12 protein-coding genes are annotated in these 18,244 nt (G+C 64.9%); 8 read left to right on the plus strand and 4 right to left on the minus strand.

Translation table 11 applies throughout. The annotated features are described in order from the left end of the window. Positions 1 to 2 precede the first annotated feature (2 nt). The 4 genes from EES48_RS03885 to EES48_RS03900 all read left to right on the plus strand — a co-directional run bounded on the left by EES48_RS03885 (position 3) and on the right by EES48_RS03900 (position 6,156). Positions 3 to 2,486, plus strand: coding sequence for a fimbria/pilus outer membrane usher protein (locus tag EES48_RS03885; RefSeq protein ID WP_122465029.1), 2,484 nt, complete (start codon positions 3 to 5; stop codon positions 2,484 to 2,486). Next, entirely contained in the window at positions 2,483 to 3,349 is an 867-nt protein-coding gene (locus EES48_RS03890; RefSeq protein WP_122465030.1) for a hypothetical protein, read from the plus strand. Before EES48_RS03885 ends, EES48_RS03890 begins: the two co-directional genes overlap by 4 nt. A gap of 81 nt (positions 3,350 to 3,430) precedes the next feature. Next, the gene (locus EES48_RS03895) at positions 3,431 to 3,838 is read left to right on the plus strand and encodes a hypothetical protein (protein ID WP_122465031.1); all 408 of its coding nucleotides are present in this window, start codon (positions 3,431 to 3,433) and stop codon (positions 3,836 to 3,838) included. A gap of 893 nt (positions 3,839 to 4,731) precedes the next feature. Beyond that, the gene (locus EES48_RS03900) at positions 4,732 to 6,156 is read left to right on the plus strand and encodes a hypothetical protein (RefSeq protein ID WP_205679334.1); all 1,425 of its coding nucleotides are present in this window, start codon (positions 4,732 to 4,734) and stop codon (positions 6,154 to 6,156) included. A 726-nt stretch (positions 6,157 to 6,882) separates the two neighbouring features. On the opposite strand, the gene EES48_RS03905 is transcribed toward EES48_RS03900, so the two are convergent. Beyond that, positions 6,883 to 7,509, minus strand: coding sequence for a tyrosine-type recombinase/integrase (locus EES48_RS03905; protein ID WP_122465033.1), 627 nt, complete (start codon positions 7,507 to 7,509; stop codon positions 6,883 to 6,885). A gap of 241 nt (positions 7,510 to 7,750) precedes the next feature. Between EES48_RS03905 and EES48_RS03910 the strand changes: the two genes are divergently transcribed. Further along, positions 7,751 to 8,527, plus strand: a complete 777-nt coding sequence (locus EES48_RS03910; RefSeq protein ID WP_122465034.1) for an alpha/beta fold hydrolase — start codon at positions 7,751 to 7,753, stop codon at positions 8,525 to 8,527. 155 nt (positions 8,528 to 8,682) lie between these two features. Here EES48_RS03910 and EES48_RS03915 read toward each other — a convergent pair whose 3' ends face one another. Further along, positions 8,683 to 9,351: a class I SAM-dependent methyltransferase gene (locus EES48_RS03915; protein WP_122465035.1), complete on the minus strand. Its 669-nt coding sequence runs from the start codon at positions 9,349 to 9,351 to the stop codon at positions 8,683 to 8,685. Then, positions 9,348 to 10,256 (minus strand): NAD(P)/FAD-dependent oxidoreductase, encoded by a 909-nt coding sequence (locus EES48_RS03920; protein WP_122465036.1) that lies wholly within the window; start codon positions 10,254 to 10,256, stop codon positions 9,348 to 9,350. The genes EES48_RS03915 and EES48_RS03920 overlap by 4 nt, the downstream gene beginning before the upstream one ends. Before the next feature lie 100 nt (positions 10,257 to 10,356). Here EES48_RS03920 and EES48_RS03925 point away from each other — a divergent pair, with 100 nt between their 5' ends. Further along, positions 10,357 to 10,785: an Rrf2 family transcriptional regulator gene (locus tag EES48_RS03925; protein WP_122465037.1), complete on the plus strand. Its 429-nt coding sequence runs from the start codon at positions 10,357 to 10,359 to the stop codon at positions 10,783 to 10,785. A 285-nt stretch (positions 10,786 to 11,070) separates the two neighbouring features. After that, a complete protein-coding gene (locus EES48_RS03930) occupies positions 11,071 to 11,712 on the plus strand; it encodes a hypothetical protein (RefSeq protein WP_122465038.1) in 642 nt (213 codons plus the stop codon). Between the two features lie 67 nt (positions 11,713 to 11,779). Here EES48_RS03930 and EES48_RS03935 read toward each other — a convergent pair whose 3' ends face one another. Next, complete coding sequence (locus tag EES48_RS03935; protein ID WP_122465039.1) at positions 11,780 to 15,397, minus strand: SIR2 family protein; 3,618 nt, start codon at positions 15,395 to 15,397, stop codon at positions 11,780 to 11,782. Positions 15,398 to 15,923: 526 nt separating this feature from the next. Here EES48_RS03935 and EES48_RS03940 point away from each other — a divergent pair. Further along, complete coding sequence (locus EES48_RS03940) at positions 15,924 to 18,164, plus strand: fused MFS/spermidine synthase (protein ID WP_122465040.1); 2,241 nt, start codon at positions 15,924 to 15,926, stop codon at positions 18,162 to 18,164. Positions 18,165 to 18,244: the final 80 nt, after the last annotated feature.

Genomic DNA, 18,244 nt, shown 5'->3' on the forward strand with positions numbered 1-18,244 from the left:
TCATGTCGGTCAGCCTCGCCGCCCTGATCGCCGCCGCCGCCCTCAACGGCGGGGCGCAGGAATTCGCGGCGACTCCAGCTGTCCCGACGGTCCCGGCTGTGCCGGTCGCCGGCGTCGCCGCCGCGCAGGACCAGCGATTCCGCCTGAGCATCTCCCTGTCCCTGAACGGCGCCTACGTCGGTGACGTGCCGGTCGAAGCGTCCTTGGCCGGCGACGCCTCGGTGGAGGTGGCGCGTCTGGTCGAACTGCTCCGTCCCCTGGTCGCGCCCGAAGTGATCGACGGCCTCGTGGCCCGCTCGGCCGGGGCCGGGATGGCGTCGACGTCCGTGCTGTCGGGACCGGACCTAACCCTGACCTTCGATCAGGCCGCCCTGGCTCTGTCCGCCCAGATCACGGCCGACGCCCGCGCCCTCAATCGCCTGTCCCTGATCGACGCCACGCGCCAGGGCGGCGGCGCCAGGTTGACGCCCCCATCGAACCGCGCCTTTGGCATCACCGTCGCCCTCAACACCCAGATCGAGCACGAGGGCTTTCTCAACGACCTGGTGCGCGAGCCGGCCGAGGTGGCCATCCGGGGTTTCGGCAATGTCGGTGGCGTCGACGGCCTGAACCTCGCCTTCGAGACCGGCTACCGGGAAGACGGCGACTTCGCCCGGCGACGGACGACCCTGTTCTACGACGATGTCCCGCGCGCCATCCGTTACGCCCTGGGCGACGTCGATCCCGAGACGCTAGGCGCCTATCAGGCGCCGATCAGCCTGGCGGGCCTGTCGATCGAGCGCCTGTACCAGGAGATCCAGCCCTACCGGAACGTGCGACCCTCAGGTCGCGGCCAGCTGACCCTGGAGAGCGCATCACGGGTCGAGGTGCTGGTCAACGGCGTGGTCCAACAGACGCTCCGCCTCGGTCCCGGCCGCTACGACCTGCGCGATTTTCCTTTTCTGGACGGCTACAACGACGTCCAGCTGGTGGTGGAGGACGACACCGGCCGGCGCGAGGTTTCGTCCATCTCATTCTTCTCGGACATCGAGCTGCTTGAGCCCGGCGTTTCCATCTTCTCGGCCAGCCTGGGCGTTCAGCAGGAGAGCGGCGGCTTCTTCGAGGACCCCGAGTACGGCGACGACCTGGTCTTCAGCGGCTTCTACCAGCGCGGCGTGACCGACGCCCTGACCCTGGGCGCCGCCAGCCAGATCAATCCCGAGAACGCCCTGTTCGCCGGCCAGGCCGCCTACGCCACCCGGTTCGGCGTCTTCGGCATCCAGGCCGCCCTCGACATCAACGAAGACGACGACACCGAACAGGCCCTGCTGCTGACCTGGCGCCTGTTCGGCCTGAGCGAGAGCGGCCGCCAGAGCGGCGTGCAGGTCGACTTTGAAGCGGTGTCCGAGGGCTTTTCGCCCATGCTGCCGACCGCCACCACCTTCAACGCCAATGAATGGGAGGTCGACGCGCGCTATCAGACCGAACTTCCACTCGGCGTCTTCGCCACCCTGGGCGCCGGCTACAGCCGCTCGCGTGGCCCGTTTGATGACCAGAAGCGCGCGACCCTGGCCTTGTCGCGCAGCTTCGGCCGCTTCTCGCTCGGCCTCAATCTGGAACATCGCGACGGCGGCTTCTCCGACGAAAGCCGGATTGGCCTTTCGATCAGCGTGCCGCTGGGCGAACGGATGTCGGCGCGCGCGCGCTACAATTCGTCCCGGGACGAAGCGGTGGTCGAGCTGGACCGCCGCGCCTACGACAGCCTGGACGAGTTCGGCTACCGCGTCGCGCTCGGCACGAGTGACGGCGGCCCCCTCGCCAACGCCGACCTGGAATATTTCGGCAATCGATTCCGCGCCCGTATCACCCACGACTACAGCGATACCGACGGCTTCGAGACCCAGGTGACCAATGCCGGGGTGACCTTCGGGATCGGCTGGGCCGATGGGCGTCTGGCCCTCGGTCGAGAGGCGGACCGGGGTTTCGTGATCGTCGATCCGCACCCGACCTTGGGAGGCGCTCCCGTGTTCGCGCGCAGCCGCTCCAGCTTCGGCGACACCGCGCGCAGCGGCGCCTTGGGTCCCGCCCTGGCGCCGCTGCAACGCCCGTATGCCTATGACTCGATCGAGGTGCGGGTGGAAGACGCACCAGACGGCTACGACATCGGAGCGGGTCGCATCGATGTCGTGCCGGGCGCCGCCAGCGGCTATGTCCTGCCGATCGGCTCGGCGGCCTCCAACACTGTGATGGGTCGACTGGTGCAAGCCGATGGCGAACCAGCCGCTCTGGTGGGCGGCGTTCTGAAGCCGGTCTCGGGGCAAGAGGCGGTGGAAACCTCCTTCTTCACCAACCGCACCGGTCGCCTGGTTGCGCAGCAGGTTGCTCCCGGACGATATCAGGTGTTCGTCTTCGGCTCGGACACGCCTGTCGGCGAGATCGAAGTGCCGGAAGATTCAGCCGGCATGGTGGATATCGGCACCCTGACCTATGGAGGCGACACGCAATGAGAATCGCTGCGATCTTCATCGCGCTGGCTGCTGCGGCCGTTGCGAGCCCAACACTCAGCGCGTGTCCGGGTGCGACCGTCGCTTCGGCTTCGCCGGTGCTGCAACTGTACGATCCCTTCTCGCCATCGCCGACGCAGCTCGCGTTCGACGTGGTCATCCGCAACCCGGACGCCCAGGGATGCTCGGTCGACCTCATGCTGCAGCCCGATGGCGGCGTCCTGAAACTCGGTGGCGCGATCGACTATGGATTCGTCCAGCCCGGCGGTTTGGCGAGCGGTGCGCTTGTTGGTCCGGTCACGGTGCAGGTGCCGGCCAAGGGCGAGCAGACAGTCTCCTTCGTGGCGGAATTGCCTGTCGGCGCGGTGGTGTCTCCGGACACATATCAGCAAAGGCTGGGCCTGACGGTCTCGAGCGGGGGAGTACCAATCGTCACGGACAGGGCGATATCGCTGTCGACCTTGGTGCCCGCTCGATCACAGATGAGCATTTCCGGAGTGTCCTCGCCCGGTCGTGGGAGCCTGGGCATGGCGCCGCCTTCCATCGACTTCAAGACGCTTGAGACCGGGGAGAACGCCCGCGTCTTCATCAACGTCTGGGCCAACACATCCGTTCAGGTCACGCTGACTTCCGACCACGGGGGGGTGATGCAGCACGAAGACGGCCCGCAACTTCCTTCGGTGCCCTATTCCGTGACGATCGACGGCGAGGCCCGGTCCCTGGCTGGGCCCGCGACAATCGGCCGGAACCCGCCGATGTCCCTGAGTGGGGCGTCCTATCCGCTGGTGGTGACCGTGGGGGACGTTTCGGGTCGCTACGCCGGTCGTTACCAAGACGTCATCACGGTGTCCGTGAACCCCCAGTGAGGTAAGGAACTATAAGCCACGTCGTTTCGGCTGGCTTTAAGATGATCATGCGAGGCTCGAAGCATCCAGAAGGGATGCCTCATGCGCACCACTCGAACGTTCATCGCCGCACTTGTTCTGGCCGCAGCCGCTGCGGTTCCAGCAACCGCGGGGTCTCGGGCCACCATGCGGCTTGTCGCCTATGTCCCGGTCCAATGTGAGGCGCGCCTCGTGGACGGCGCCATCGATGGCAGCACGATTACCGTTAATCTGCGGCGCACCTGCAATACAGGCCACGCCATCCATGTCGCCACACCGGATGCAAGCGGGCCTGTCACCATTATCGAGCGCCGCACCGGACGCACCGTCTCGGGATCTTCAGCTGTCTTCGTGCAGCCGGAGCGGTATGTCGATGGGCTAGACCAGATCGTGATCGATTGCGGCGACGACGACCCGGCGCATGTGTCCGCAATCGCGCGAGGGCTGAAACTAAACGTCGAAGTGAGTTAGCATCAGGCTGGACTTCGCAAGCCGACCTGAAGGTTCGCCGTTGCGGCTTTGAGGCAGGCTCGCCCTCACTAGATCCGCGATGCGCGACTTCGGACGTCTCGAATTTCTCTGATGAGGCGGAAATCGCCCCTCGGTGCGCATTAAGGGGCGCTGGGAAGCGGGGAGGGGAGGCGGCTGAGCGCCAGCAGCGGACATCCGCCAGCGGCCGCAGAGCTGACCTTCAGAGCTCCGCCTCAACCTCGCTGCGGACGACGTCCTCGGCCGTGATGAAGCAACCTGTCAGACTTCGATGGTCTGGCGTGTCGCATCGCCGCAAAAGAAAAAGTCTCCCGACAAACCAGCCGTCGCGCCAGGGCGCCATCCTCTGTTGCGCCGGACCTGGGCTGCTTCGCGGGGCGCCCGGCCGGAGGCTGGGCGGGCTCATACTGCCCTCGCCTGACGCCAGACACGCTCGCCGAGCCGGGAAGGACCGATCTGGAAAACGCTGTTCGGCCGGGGATGACCCGGCTACGGTTGTTCAGCGGTGGGAGGTCCTGATGATCAAACGCTTGATGTGTGTCGTCGGCGCTATGGTCGTTTTGTGTGCGGGTCCGGCGCTGGCTCAGCTTCCCGCCATGCGCGACCGCCCCCTGAGCGCCGCCGAGCGCGTCAGGCTGACGGCGCTGGAAAACGACATCCAGCGAATTTCGGTACAGCGCAATACGTCCGTCGCGGCGGTCCGAGCCATCGCTCGAAAGCTTGGCGCGCGGCTGACAAGCACCGACCCCGGCCAGATACTTGATCTGATCGACAGGCGAACGGCCGATCTGGTGGCGGCGCGGGACAAGATCACGGAGCTTGAGGGCCAGCTGGAGACGCTCGACTCCATGCGGTTGGCCCGCGCGGTTCAGCCGTTGCTGGAGGCCGCCAACGCCGCCATCGAGGCGGGTGATCTCGATTTGGCCGAGGAAAAGCTGGCCGCCGCCGCCGACCAGTTCGGGAGCGCACGCTCGAACCTTCAGGGCCAAGTGGATGATCTCGCCCTGCGCCAGGCTGACGTCGTCGCCCAGCGGGCCGTCGTGCGATCCTCGATCTTCGACTTCGAAGGCGCGGCGGATCTCTTCGAGGAGGCCGCTGATCTCGTGCCGAGCAGCCAACCCGTGCTGAAGCGCGGCTATTTGGGCCGAGCGAGTGGACAGCTGGCGGAGATGCCGAACCCTCAGGTCATGGATCGATCGCTCCGGCTTATAGAGGACATGCTGGCGCTGGTTCCCCGGGACACCTACCCGGCGGAGTGGGCGATCACGAGGATTTCGCTTGGAGATCATCGACTGGCGCAGACCCGCGATCAATGGTCGGCCGACATCGATCATCTGAGCCGTTATCGAGATGTGGTGGCGATGATGGACGAGGCGGAGCCGCTCCTTCTCTCGGACAAGGATCGCGCAACGCTGATTTCCGTGCGCGCGGCCGCCCTCGCCTACATCGCCGATTTGACCAGGGACGACGCGGATCGCCGTCGCGCCCTCGAATCAGCCCGGAGCGCCTACGCTCAGAGACTGGTCGTTTCGTCTCGAAACCGACCCCTGTTCGCCATTCGACTGGCCGAGCAGATCGTGGCCGCGGCCCCCGAGGTCGATAAACCAGCAGCGCGGCGCGAAGCGATCCTGATTTTGCGTGAAGAGATCGCAGACAGCGACGCGGTGAACAACGGGATCCTGAGCGCATTGGAGACCCTGGCCCGGTTGATTGGTCAAGAAGCGAGGGCCTCCGCGGATCCCGCGCTGTATCGAGAGGAGATCGCCCTGCGGGACGCCGCCCTTGCACGCTTTCCGCCGGTCTTTCACGAGGGTCGGGCCTATATGCTGTTCCGCGCGGGTGTGACCCGAGGCCTCATGGCCGAACTCTCGGAGCCTCCCGATCCCGTTTTGATGGCCGCGTCGGCGGACCAGATGGCGCAGGCCGCACGACTGCACATAAGCGCGCCGGGAGATCTCACGGACTCTCGGAAACGGCTTGCGGTGCTCGGCTGTCTGGGCGCCATCCCTCAGTGGACGGCTCTTTACGGGCTCGATGCGGATGCGGATTTGCTCAGCAATATCGATGCCTGCGCCGACCTTACCGAGGGCGTGATCGACACGCCGCTGCTGGAGCCCAAATTCAGGCGCCAGTACTGGCTTTACCGCGCCGAAGCGCTGGAACTCGGCGGCGCCGCGCTTGAGGCCGCCCTGGACGCCTTCCGTCGCGCCGAAGCCGTCGAGGTCGATCCCGTAAACCGCATGGCGGACCACGACGACCGGATCCGGGAAGGTCTCGCCAGGCTCGGGCGAGGACCATAATGAGCCTGAGGCGCGCCACAGCGTCTTGTCACATGATTGCGGAGCCAGCTCGATTAGACGCGTACGCCCTGGGTGCCATGCGCGCCCACCTCCATGGTCGCTCTAATGTCAGACAACGGTATGTTCGTCCTATGCCAAGGTCACCTTCGCGTCTGCTTTGCCCCCACAAGCGACCGTCTGCTCTCGACCCATAGCGGACATCGACCTTATCGCTCAGTCGCCCTTCGGCACAGTGGAGCGTAGAGTTCCGGCCCCTGGTAGGCGACAAATGGCTCGGCGGACGCTTCCGGGGTGTTCAGGAAGGTTTGTATCCGAGGCACCATCTGAGGGTCGATGCCCGAGACCCACAGGCTCATCGTTACTGCCGAGGCGCAGCTACAAAACTCGCTTTCGGTCGTTTGCCCCTCGTTCTTCGAAGCGCAGTCCGCCCGAACGACACTGCGGATTTCTAATAGCTTCGGAAAACGCTGGATAAGCGCGTCGGAACGCTGGAGGGCCGCAGCCACTCGTTGCTTAGCCTCTCGGACAGAAATGCTCTGGGGAGGAGTCGCTGAGGCATCCGCAGCTAACGCGAACAGAAATGCTGTGCTCACGGCTATCGCCCATCCGCCTGTGCGCATGATCGCCCCTCCAACAACTCGCTTAAACTTGCATGCGTTGAGGCTGCTTTCCACCCCTCCCAGGCTTTGGGGCAGTCCGCTTTTCGACAGGCTGCCCCATGCCGGCTCAAAGATCGATCTGCTCCGAAATCTCCAACGCGTCGTCCACCTCGATACCGAGATATCTGACTGTGCTCTCAAGCTTTCCGTGGCCGAGCAGGAGCTGGCAGGCGCGTAGGTTTCCGGTCTTATTGTAGATTAACGCCACTTTCGTTCGTCGAAGGCTGTGGGTGCCGTGGGCGCTGGGGTTCAGGTCGATCATCTTTACCCAAGCATCGACCAGTCGAGCGTATTGCCTCGTGCCTATGTGTCCTCCATCCCGGCTGCGGCTAGGGAAAAGCCAGTCGTCATGCCGCCGCCCTCTGCGCTCCAGCCAGTGAGCCAAAGCGTCTCTCGCCGCCTCCGTGATCTCGAACGGCACCGGCCGACCGGTCTTTTGCTGGACGATTGTCGATCGCTGGCGAATGACGCCCCCCTGAGCGATGTCGCCCAGCCGGAGCTTCACCAGGTCACAGCCCCGAAGTTTGGCGTCCAACGCGATGTTGAACATCGCCAGATCTCGGATTGAACCGACGGACTTGAGATGCTGTCGGATCGCCCAGCTATGTTTTGGCTTGAGTGGGGCCTTGGCGCCGGTCATTCGACCAGCGTTCCAAGGTTTGCGAGGTAAACGAAACAGATCGGGCTGGCTCATGGCCACCTCCCAGGATCAAAGCCCCCTCCTCAGGATACGCTCCAGATAGCGCAGATGGGCCAGATGCGGTCATTGGCCTGCGGCCGGAGAGCGGAAGTTGATGTGCTAACTGGTGACCGTCGGCACTCCGCTGACAAGAACGTCCAGCCTGCGCGGCAGGTGCAACCGATGAGGCCGCTCGTGGCTTTAAGCTGACCAAATCGAACATCTACCCTTCATCATCCTTCATCGTGGTATCGGCATGACGCTACACTATGAGCGCGTAGGCCGAGGGCCACCTCTGCTTTTGGTCCATGGCCTTGGTGGGAGCGTCCGGTCGTGGGACACGATTTCGGAGCCGCTCAGCCGGTCGCGGGAATTGATCCTGGTAGACATGCCCGGGCATGGAAGGTCACCGCCGGTTCCGGGGCGCCAAACCATCTCCGCCTATGCGGACGCTCTCACGAGATTCATCGAAGTCGAGCGGCTCGGAGCGATTGACATGGTTGGCAGCTCCGTCGGCGCCCGCCTGGTGTTGGAGCTTTCCCGTCGCGGTGCCGGTCGCCACTGCGTGGCCCTGGATCCAGGGGGCTTCTGGCGCGGCTGGGAGACGACGTTCTTTCAAATCACGATCGCCGCATCCATCCGGCTTGTCCGGAGCCTCCAACCGCCGTTGCCGTTTCTGTCGCGCCATGCAGCGACGCGGACGCTGCTGCTGGCCCAACTGTCCGCCAGACCCTGGGCGCTGGCGCCTGATACCGTGCTAACAGAGATGCGGACCTTTGCCGCGACGACGGTATTCGACGACATGGTGCATGAACTGGCGACCGGTCCTTTGCAGGCTGGAGCCTTCCGCACGCCTGGCCGTGTGACGATCGGCTGGGGCCGAAAGGATCGCCTTCTGCTGCCCCGCCAGGCCTGTCGAGCCCAGGCCGCCTTCCCGAACGCAGAGCTACGCTGGTTCGACCGGTCCGGGCATTTCCCGCATTGGGACCAACCCGAAGAGGCGGTGCAGGCCATACTTCAGGCGACAGGCTGACGGCGCACCGCCCTCTCCAAGAATGTTGAGAGCCAACACCAGCAATCTTTAATGGGGCACTTGTCGGTCTGGCCGCTCGCGAGGGGCTCGCCTGCGCAAGCCGGCTGCGCGCCAGCAGCGGACGTTGGCGGCAGGGCGGGAAGGCGACATTGTTGTCAGGCCCTCGAAACCCATCCCCGATAGGTCAGGGCGGCGTAGAACAGCTGGGGATGAACAAAGCCCGCCGCGCGCAGGAGATCGGATTCCGCTTCAGGCGACAGGATCGGCAACCGCTCCCCCAACGTCCGCGCACCGCCGTTTGTCTTGTCGAACGAAACGCCATTGGTGTTGGCGAAGGCCTCAAGCCGATCAAGCCAGAGATTTCGCTCTGGCCCGTCAGGTATGCTGTGATGAGCGATCACGAAAGCAGCCCCCCGTTTCAGCCGACGCCGAATCTCCTTCAGCATAGCGACGCGCTCTTCGGCCGGCACGAAGTGCAGGACCAGCAGACATGAAGCGCCGTCGAATGGTCCTTCCGGCGCCGAGCTCACATAGCCTTCGAGCCAGTCGACGCGATCCGCCAAAGCGCCCAGCGTCCGCCGGGCGAGCTTCAGCATTTCGGCGGAGGGATCGACGCCGACGAAGCGCCAGCCGAGCTCGGCCTCCGCAAAGACCTTGAGCTCAAGCCCGCCTCCGGCGCCGACCACCAGGATGCGACCGTCGGCCGACGCCGTCTCGGCCAGCAAGAGTCGCGTCATCTTCTGCAGGTCGGCGAAGCCCGGAACTAGCCGTGGCGGATTGTCTGTGTAGCGTGCGACCGCCTTGGGATCATCGAAGCCGTTCATGCCGCGGCCGCCTCAAGAACCAGGGCCCGGTGGGCGGCGACACCCGCCATGACGCCGGCGGCGGAGGCGAAGGTGGCGTTGTACATCTGCGAGGCCGCGTCGCCGGCCGCGAAGACGCCGGCAAGGCTCGTCTGCTGCGTCTCGTCGACCTGGACGTAAGGCCCGGTCATCCCGTCTGCGAAGGCGCATCCGAGCTGTTCTGCAAGCGGACTAGCCATGCGCGTCTTCGGCGCGGTGAAGACCGCCCCGGCCGGGACCTCCCGACCGTCAGCCAGCCTCAGGCCGCGCGTCTCCGCCCCCTCCCCGAGGAGTTCGACCACCGGCGTGCGTTCGATCTCCACGCCTCGTGCGGCCAGCCGCTCCACCTCTTCTGGCGAGGGCTCGAACACCCCCTGGGTATAGAAGGTCGTCGGGCCCCAGTCCGGTAGAAGCAGCGCCTGGTGAGCGGCCCCCGGGACGTTGGCGATCACGGCCAGACTTCGGTCCCGCACTTCGTAGCCATGGCAATAGGGACAGTGCAGGACGCTTACGCCCCAGCGCGGACGCATCGACTCCAGCGGCAGATCATCCGCGACCCCGGTCGCCAGGATCAACTTGCGCGCCCGCACGGCCGAGCCGTCGGACAGGGTCAGCGACGCGCCCTCCTCATCCAGTGATGCCGTCAGCGCCTCGGCATGGACGAAGTCGACAGTGGGATACCGATAGAGCTGGGTCAGCCCCTCCCGCATAATCTCCGCCGGCGCCACGCCGTCCTGACCAAGGAAGCCATGTGAGGCCGTGGCGAAGCGGTTGCGCGGCCGGCTGGCGTCGATCAGCAGGAGCCGGCGACGCGCGCGTGCCAGCATCATCGCCGCAGACAGTCCGGCGAAGCTGCCGCCGACCACAATGGCGTCATATCGATCCATGTAACACTCTCGCAACTCGTTATGTTACGAGTAATAGGCCCCTGGCCCCCTTCACGCAACTCTCTTTGTTGCGTTTGCTCTTCTGCGCTAGGGTGCGGTCATGCCCACAGACAACCGCCTGTCCCGCATGCTGCACGTCCTGATCCACATGGATCACATCGGCGAGCCCGTGACCTCCGAAACCATCAGCAGGATGTTGGACACCAATCCGGTCGTGGTGCGGCGGACCATGGCCGGTCTCCGATCGGCCGGGTATCTGACCTCGGTCAAGGGTCACGGCGGGGGCTGGACCCTGGCCAGGCCTCTGGACGAGGTGACGCTGCGCGACATCCATGACGCCTTGGGCGCTCCTCGAGTTTTCGCCATCGGCCTGGCTGACGACAACCCGCGATGCCTGATTGAGCAGGCCGCGAACCACGCCCTCAAGGACGCGCTCGACGATGCCGAACAGCGCCTGCTGAAGCGGTTTGGCGAGGTGACGATCGGCGAGCTTTCCCGACATGTCGCTTCGTCCCGCAATGCCTCCTGACCGGCGCCAACCTTTTCGTGCTTCGGGTCGCCATCCCGCATTAGAACACCAGCCCGGGCATCAGGATGCGACTTGCTGGTCACCCGGCGTCAGGGCGTCGCAGCCGGGCTAGCGCCATTCTTGCGGCCGCGTTGCGCCAGGAGCGGAAGTTGAAGTCTTCCCGAAAAGGCGACATCAGGTTGGACGGCTTTCGATCGTTCGGTTCACCGCCGCACAGATCATCTGCCTCTGCCGACTGCAGGCTTCGGTGTCCGCGTCAATGTTCATGTTCGATAGGGAGCAGTCGTGACCGCGGTCTTCGCGTTTGTGTTCGATGAGATGGCGGTCATCGCCACAGATACCCTGAGGGTCGACCCCTTGGGGTGGCTGCCGAACCGAGTCGTCGAGAAGTCGTATTGCTGGAAAGGTCTAATCCCCTTTGGGGCAGCAGGGACCGGCGCATTCGTCAAACGTGTCGCAGACAAGATGGCGCTATGCGAGGCAGACTACAGCGCAGACAAGGAGGGTTTTCTGGCGGCCTTCGAGAAGGCACGCCAGGAAGTCATGGACGCAATCCACGATGGGCCTAATGCCTTGGAGAAGGCCGTCGCTCGAGCCACGATTCTGGCTGCAGTCCCGACGCTGTCTGCGCCGGCACACATATTCAGCATCGATTTCACAACCGGCGCTGTCGATCAGAAGCCGCTAGCCATCGCGGCGGAAGGGACCTTGCGGTCTGAATTTCAGGAAATAGCCGAAGCGGTTCTGGCGGAATCCACTGGCAGTTCACCTGAGCCTCGAGCGCTGGCTCTCGAATGCATGCAGCGTGCCGTGGCATGCTGCCCGGACCACGTGGGGTGGCCGATGGACTTGCGGGTCGTCAGACTCGGCGCGGACCCGAGCAGTACAACCGCCAGGCTCTCTCCGCATGAGGCTGAAGGGGCTTGACCTGATTTTGCCAGCGAAGCGCCAACTGCAGACATGCGTTGGCTAGCTCAAATCGGACCTCGAGGAGTCAGTCGAAGCGTACAACGCGATGTTCGAGCCACTGAAGGCGCCGGTCAGCCTCCAGACGCGGCTCCGCCGTGATCAGACGATCAAGCAGCTTGGGCAGCTCGTAGTTGTCGATCGCTTCGCCGAGTCCGAACAGTATCCAGACAAGGTTCAAGCAAGCGTCCGGGAAGCGCTCCGGCAGGTTCGATCTGGTCAACGAGTATGTCCCGCCGCGCCCCGCGCCGCGCGGCATGAAATAGGGGCGTAACATATGCAGCGCCTCCGGAAAGGCGTCACCGGCTGCGATGGCGAAGTCAGCGAAGTGACGGTTCAGGGCCGCATCGCGGTACTTCGCCTCTCTTGGCCAGACGGCTCGGAAAAGCGCCCCCATCCAGTCCCGCCACGAAGCCGCAGCATCAGCCTCCTCCTCGAGCGCCCGATGAAACCACTCGGCGGCGCCGACGCGTAGTGAGGGTGTGCCGACTCTCAGCGCTTGAGCCACTTCGGGTGTGGTCACGCCCCAGGCATCCGCCGCCTTGTCCCCGCTGGCGATGCTGGCGAGGGGGATCAAAAGCTTGCCTGCAGCATGCACCTGGGACCATCCCGACGATGTGTTCTCGGTCGCCGCCCTTACCAGGATCGGGCCGAACCTTCTCGTCAGCAGGGGCGTGACCCGGCCCTCCTCCACCGTGACCTTGCGCAAACCGGCTCCGACATCGTTATCGGCACCCATTGCTGGCGTCATGATGCGAACGGCGTCCTCCTCGGCCACCGACAAGACGAAAACGAGGTCATTAGCCATCACCGCCTGAGCCATTATCCCGCAAAGGCCGCCTTCGGAGCCCGCTTGGCGCAGCCTTTCCAACCACGGCTCCCGAACATCCGCAGGGTCTCGCCGCTGCCGTTCAACCGACTTCAGCGCGATTTGTGTCAGGCGACCTGCCGGATGATTGATGGCCTGCGAGTAGAGATCGTCGACCTTGGGCGCCCCGCCGTCGTCAGACCGAACAACCGAAGCCCAGAGGCGGCTCCACCAAGCGCCGCTGTCGATGTCGTCTCCATCCGCAGCGCCCCAGAGAAGATCGACGAGCCTGCCCGAGACGAGATCGATGAAGCCGTCCTCTGCGCCTTCCAGAACCTCGAACACCGACACGGTTAGACGGGCCTTGGTGGTGTCTTCTTGATCATTAGGCCACGACAGCGCACCGATGAATTCCTGCCAAAGGGGTGCGTTGGGCTCGCTTCGCGGAGCGTCGATGAGCGTCTTAAAAGCGCCTTCCGGATCCTGTCTGGCGTAGGCGTTCCAACCGTGCTGGGTCTGCAGATCACGACTGGCCCGTACCTGCAAGGCGACCTGTAGGCGATCCTCATCCGCCGCCTCGACGATTGGAGAAGGATCACCCGTGACCACTGTCACCTCGGACATATAGGACCCGAAGAAATCTCGATCCTCGACGGGACGATCCAGGTAGTCGCGTCGAACCTTGATCGCGGCCAGTTCGTCCACTCCACGTTTTGAGAGAAGGCCGGCCTCCGACAACATCATCAGACGCAGCCAGACCTCCGCATCCCGTGCGTGAGGCCGCCAGTCCATCTGGCCTTCATCGAGTTCGTAGCGGCCGAAGTAGGCGTCGGCTGTATCCAGGATGCGGGTCTCGAGCCGCAGAATTTCGTCCTCCAGTGCTCCAGCTAGACTCTCCCTGAGAACGAGCGCGAGCTCGCGCCGCAGCGTCCAGAAGTCGATCTCCGACAGGGCCTGAAGGTCGGCGAGAACTTCGGATGGCGTGAACAGGTCGGGCGTTCGACAGGCCTGCAGCCACAGCCTGAGCCCTAGACGTCCCGGCAACTCCCGCCAACGTGCGGCGACCGCTCTGGCGGCGTCGCGGTCCGTGGCGGCCAGCTTCGGAACGAGCGCAGCGGAAATCTGGGCCAGATGGACGACGCCATCCCGATGATCGTTTTGCCTGTGAGACTCAACGGACGGCAAGCCGCCATCGATGGCGTCGTACTCGTCGCGGATCATCTCCGCGTCACGAGCAGCCAGCAACGTGCTAGCTAAGGCCGACGCCATGAGATCGAGCAAACGTGCCTCGGAACCCCATCCAAGAATTTCGTTGAGGAGGTCCGGCAGTGCGCCCCGATCACTCAGCTTGAGCCGTGGCCAGGCAATATCATGAAACCGTGCCGCTGGCTCAGGCGGGGGCGAACCGTAAAGGGCACCGCTGTGTGCCTCAATGTCGAGTCGAGGCGTCAGCCAACCGACGGCGTGCTCCAGATCGCGATCCAGCACCACACCCTGCTTCATCGCTTCAAGTACCTCGTACGGGCTTTTCAGGTCCCAGGGGTTGTCTTCCTGAACTTGGTCGAGACAGAGCAACCGCCAAGCTTTGCGCCACAGGTCAGGAAGCTCCGCAGTCTGTCGAATGCGCCGCGCGACCTCGTCGGTGAACGGTTCGCCGAGCAAAGTCTTCCAGCGAATGGCTGCCTCGTATCGTTCGCGGGACTGGGGCTCCAAGGCTACCCAAGCGGCGATGACCCAGGCCGCCGTTTTGGTCTCCCAGAGCTTTCGGGTACGAAAATGCTCGAACCAGCTGGCCTGAATCACATGCCGGATAACGAGGTCCCAGAGATCGGAGCGACCGTTGAACAGCCAATCCACTTCGGTTGTTTCGAGCGGGGTCAGGCCTCCCGGATCACGTTGCAAGAGCGCCCTCGCTCTCTCGCGTCGAGATGCCTTAGGTCGTTCGACGACATCGGCGAGCTGGGCAAGGTCATCATACAGAGCCGCGTGATCCTCGTCTCCGGTGTCTTGATTACGGAAGGCGCGGTAGGGGATAGGTTCGACGGCCAGCGTGCCCCAGTGAGCATCCGCCTCCGCGACGTCCTCGAACACGGAATAGAAGGCGTAGACGGGGTTGAGCGTGGGGAAGCGCGCTCGATCCGCCGCCAGTACGGACAGGAAATAGCGGACAGGCGCGTCAGAGGCGCTGTAACCCAGAAGGACGATGGTCTTGCAGCGGATGAGGTCGAACAAGAACCGCGACGCCCAGCCGCTGCGCATGTAGGCGTCGCCGTAGTCCGCGCTGGTCAGAACGAGCGGGGTCGGCTCCAACCCGAGCACCTCGTCCCGAAGCCGACCGTGGAGATGGATCACCCCACGGAAGTCCGCGCCACCCGGCGGCGGCAGACCTTGGCCGGCGGAGCTGTCCTCTCGAACGTCAGCACCGGTATGAGCCGCAAGAGCCCGCTCGACCAAAGTGTCGAAATTGGTCGTGACCACGATCACCTGGTTGGCGATGTCGCGGGACAGCCGAAGCACCGTCGCGTGGCGGGTCAGGTCCACAGGATCAGGTACGGCCAGAAGGGCTGAGGCCGTGTCCACGACGTCGCGGACTCCGACCAGTCTCCGCGACAATGAACCCAGGGCCTCCTCGTACCGCCCGGCTATGAACGATGCCTCCTCGGAAGGATCCATCTCGGCGTTGAGCCGGTCGTAGACCTGCTGAACCAACAGACGGAAATGCGGCAGCTGCGGCGCGCTGATGCCCGCACCACAGATGAAGACCACGTCGCCGGCGATGAGGGCATCCAGGAGGGCACTCGGGATTTCCGGACCATTCTCTGAGAATTTAATCGTCATCGCCTGCCCCCGATCTCACGATCGCTTAGCGCCTTGGGGCTAAACTCCCAACTCGAAAGGTCTGCGACTTTGGCTGCAGCCTCAAGATCTACTGCGACCGTCGGGACGTCCGCTTTGAAGCGTCACCGCTCGAGTGTCCTACTCTTTCAGCTGACTTTCCAATGTTTGGCAACGAGTCAGATCAGCGCCTTGGTCGCCGGCGCTGAGCATGATGCCGACGAGCGGATCTTCCGAACTTCGCCTTGGAGTCAGAAATCGCCCTTCAGTGCACATTAAGAGGCTCCGGGAAGCGGGGAGGGGGGCGGCTGAGCGCCAGGAGCAATCGCTGGCGGAGGCCCCGCAACCGGACTTGCGCACCCGGCCATGGGAACGTCAGACAACGGGCGAGGCTCCTGAATCCAAGGACAGCCGGCGTTCTGATCACAACTACTTCGATCGGAGCGTCGTGGCGCCGCCGGGGCCGCCAGCGTTAGATATTGGGAAACCTGGACCGGTGACAGTCGGCGGAACAATTCGGGGGTAAGCCGTGACCGACCTCGCCGCCTCGCCGGGCCTTGCCCTTCGCTTGCCCCGCACGGCTCTCTTCGTCGCCGCGATCTTCACCAGCGCCGCCCTGGTCTTCACCGTCCAGCCGATGATCGCCAAGATGATCCTGCCCACACTTGGAGGATCGCCGGCGGTTTGGAACGCCAGCATGGCGTTCTTCCAGGCGGCGCTGCTGGCCGGCTACGCCTATGCTCACCTGCTCCAGCGGCTGCCGTCGCTCAGGGCCCAGTTTCTTGTCCACCTCGCCGCCCTCGCGGGAGCGGCTGTGGTCCTTCCCCTGGGGGTGACGGGCCTATTCGGCGCGCCGCCCGTCGACGCGCCGGTCCCCTGGCTCCTGTCGGTGCTGGCCATATCCATCGGTCTGCCGTTCGCGGCGCTGTCGGCGACGGCGCCGCTGCTTCAGGCCTGGTATGCGAAGACGCACGGCGCCGAGCCCGGGGCCGGAAGCCCCTACGCCTTCTACGCAGCCAGTAATCTGGGCAGCATGCTCGCCCTGTTGTCCTATCCGCTGGTGATCGAGCCCTTCACCACGGTCGATGCTCAGACCCTGGGTTGGACCTTGGGCTACTTCCTGTTTTCTCTTGTCATTGCGCTCGTCGCCATCACCGGCTGGCGCTATCGCGCCGGAGCCGCCGCCGACGCCGATGCGACGGCCGAGAGCAGCGCGGCCCGGATTACGTGGCGCGAGCGAGGGATCTGGCTCCTGCTGGCCGCCGCCCCTTCGAGCCTGATGCTCGGCGCCACAACCTATATTTCGGCCGACGTCGCCTCAGCCCCCTTCCTCTGGGTCGCGCCCCTGGCCCTTTACCTCTTCACCTTCGTCATCGCCTTCCAGACCCGGCCGCTCATCTCCAAGGACAGGGGTCTTCGCTGGCACGCGGTCTTCGCGGCCATGGCGATCGGCCTGATGTGCGTCCATCAGACCAGCCTCGCGGCCAATCTGGTGACGCATCTGGGCGCCTTCTTCTTCACGGCGCTCGTTTGTCACTGCGCCTTGGCGGACCGGCGGCCGCCGCCCTCACGCCTTACCGAATTCTACCTCGTCATGTCGCTGGGCGGGGTGGTGGGCGGCGCGTTCACGGCCTTCGTGGCGCCGGTCCTGTTCGAAACCGTGGTGGAGTACCCCCTGGTGCTCGCCCTCGCCGTTCTCGCGCGGCCCTGGCGCGGCGTTTCCCTGAGCCGCGCGGAAATCCTCTGCCTTGCGACGGCTGTGCTCGCGGCCGGCGCGATCGCCCTGGCGCCCAAGACCGAGAGCTTGGAGGCCCTGCCGCTCCTCCTGGCCGTGGTCAGCGTGGGCGGGGCGCTGTTTCTGGCGCGCCGCGCCCTCTGGTTCTTCGTCGCTCTGGCGGCGCTGGTGGCGCAATCGATCATCGCGCCACCCGACAAGCTCCAGAACCTGCACGTCGCCCGAAGCTTTTTCGGCGTGCACCGCGTGACCCTGGACACGGTTCCGGAAGTGGGCGGACCGGTTCATTTGCTGTTCCATGGCACCACCCTTCACGGCGCCCAGCCCCTCGATCCGGCCTTTCGCTGCCAGCCGACGAACTATTACGCGCCGGTCGGCGCGATCGGTCAGACCTACACGCAGGTCCTCGCAGGCGGACCCGGCAAGAACATCGCCGTGGTCGGTCTGGGCGGCGGCAGCGTCGCGGCCTTCACCAGGCCGGGCGACCGGCTCCGGTTCTTCGAAATCGATCCCGAGGTCGAGCGGATCGCGCGCGATCCGGCGTCCTTCACCTACATCGCCGAGTGCGCCCAGGGCGCGGTGGATGTCGTGATCGGAGACGCCCGGCTCACGCTCGCTCGCGAGCCCCGGGCCAGCTACGACCTGCTCCACCTGGACGCCTTCTCTTCCGACGCGGTGCCGACCCACCTCCTGACCGTGGAGGCGCTCGGGCTTTATCTCGACGCCCTGAAGCCCGAAGGTGTTCTGCTGTTGCATATCTCGAACCGCAACCTTGCGCTCGAGGCCCCGGCTGCGGCGACGGCCAGGGCCCTGGGCGCTCACGTGCTGATGCAGGAATATGCGCCGCCTGCGGGCACGCCGCACGTGGTGTCGGCGCCGAGCCAGGTGATGATCGTCGCCAGGACCCCGGCGGCGCTGGCGCCTTTCGCCGGGGATCCTCGCTGGCGACAGGCCGACGACAAGGGTATCCGCCCCTGGACCGATGACTATACCAATGTCGTCGGTGCGATCTTGGATCAGGCGCTGCCGGGCTAGGCCGCCGATCCGGTCGGCGTGACGGCGGTGCGTACGTTACGCGGGCGTCAAGGCTGGCGCCGGCGTGGAGCCGGGCGTCG

Origin of the sequence: Brevundimonas lutea (genome assembly GCF_003704105.1) — a bacterium.
In the GTDB taxonomy this organism is placed as follows: Bacteria; Pseudomonadota; Alphaproteobacteria; order Caulobacterales; family Caulobacteraceae; genus Brevundimonas; species Brevundimonas lutea.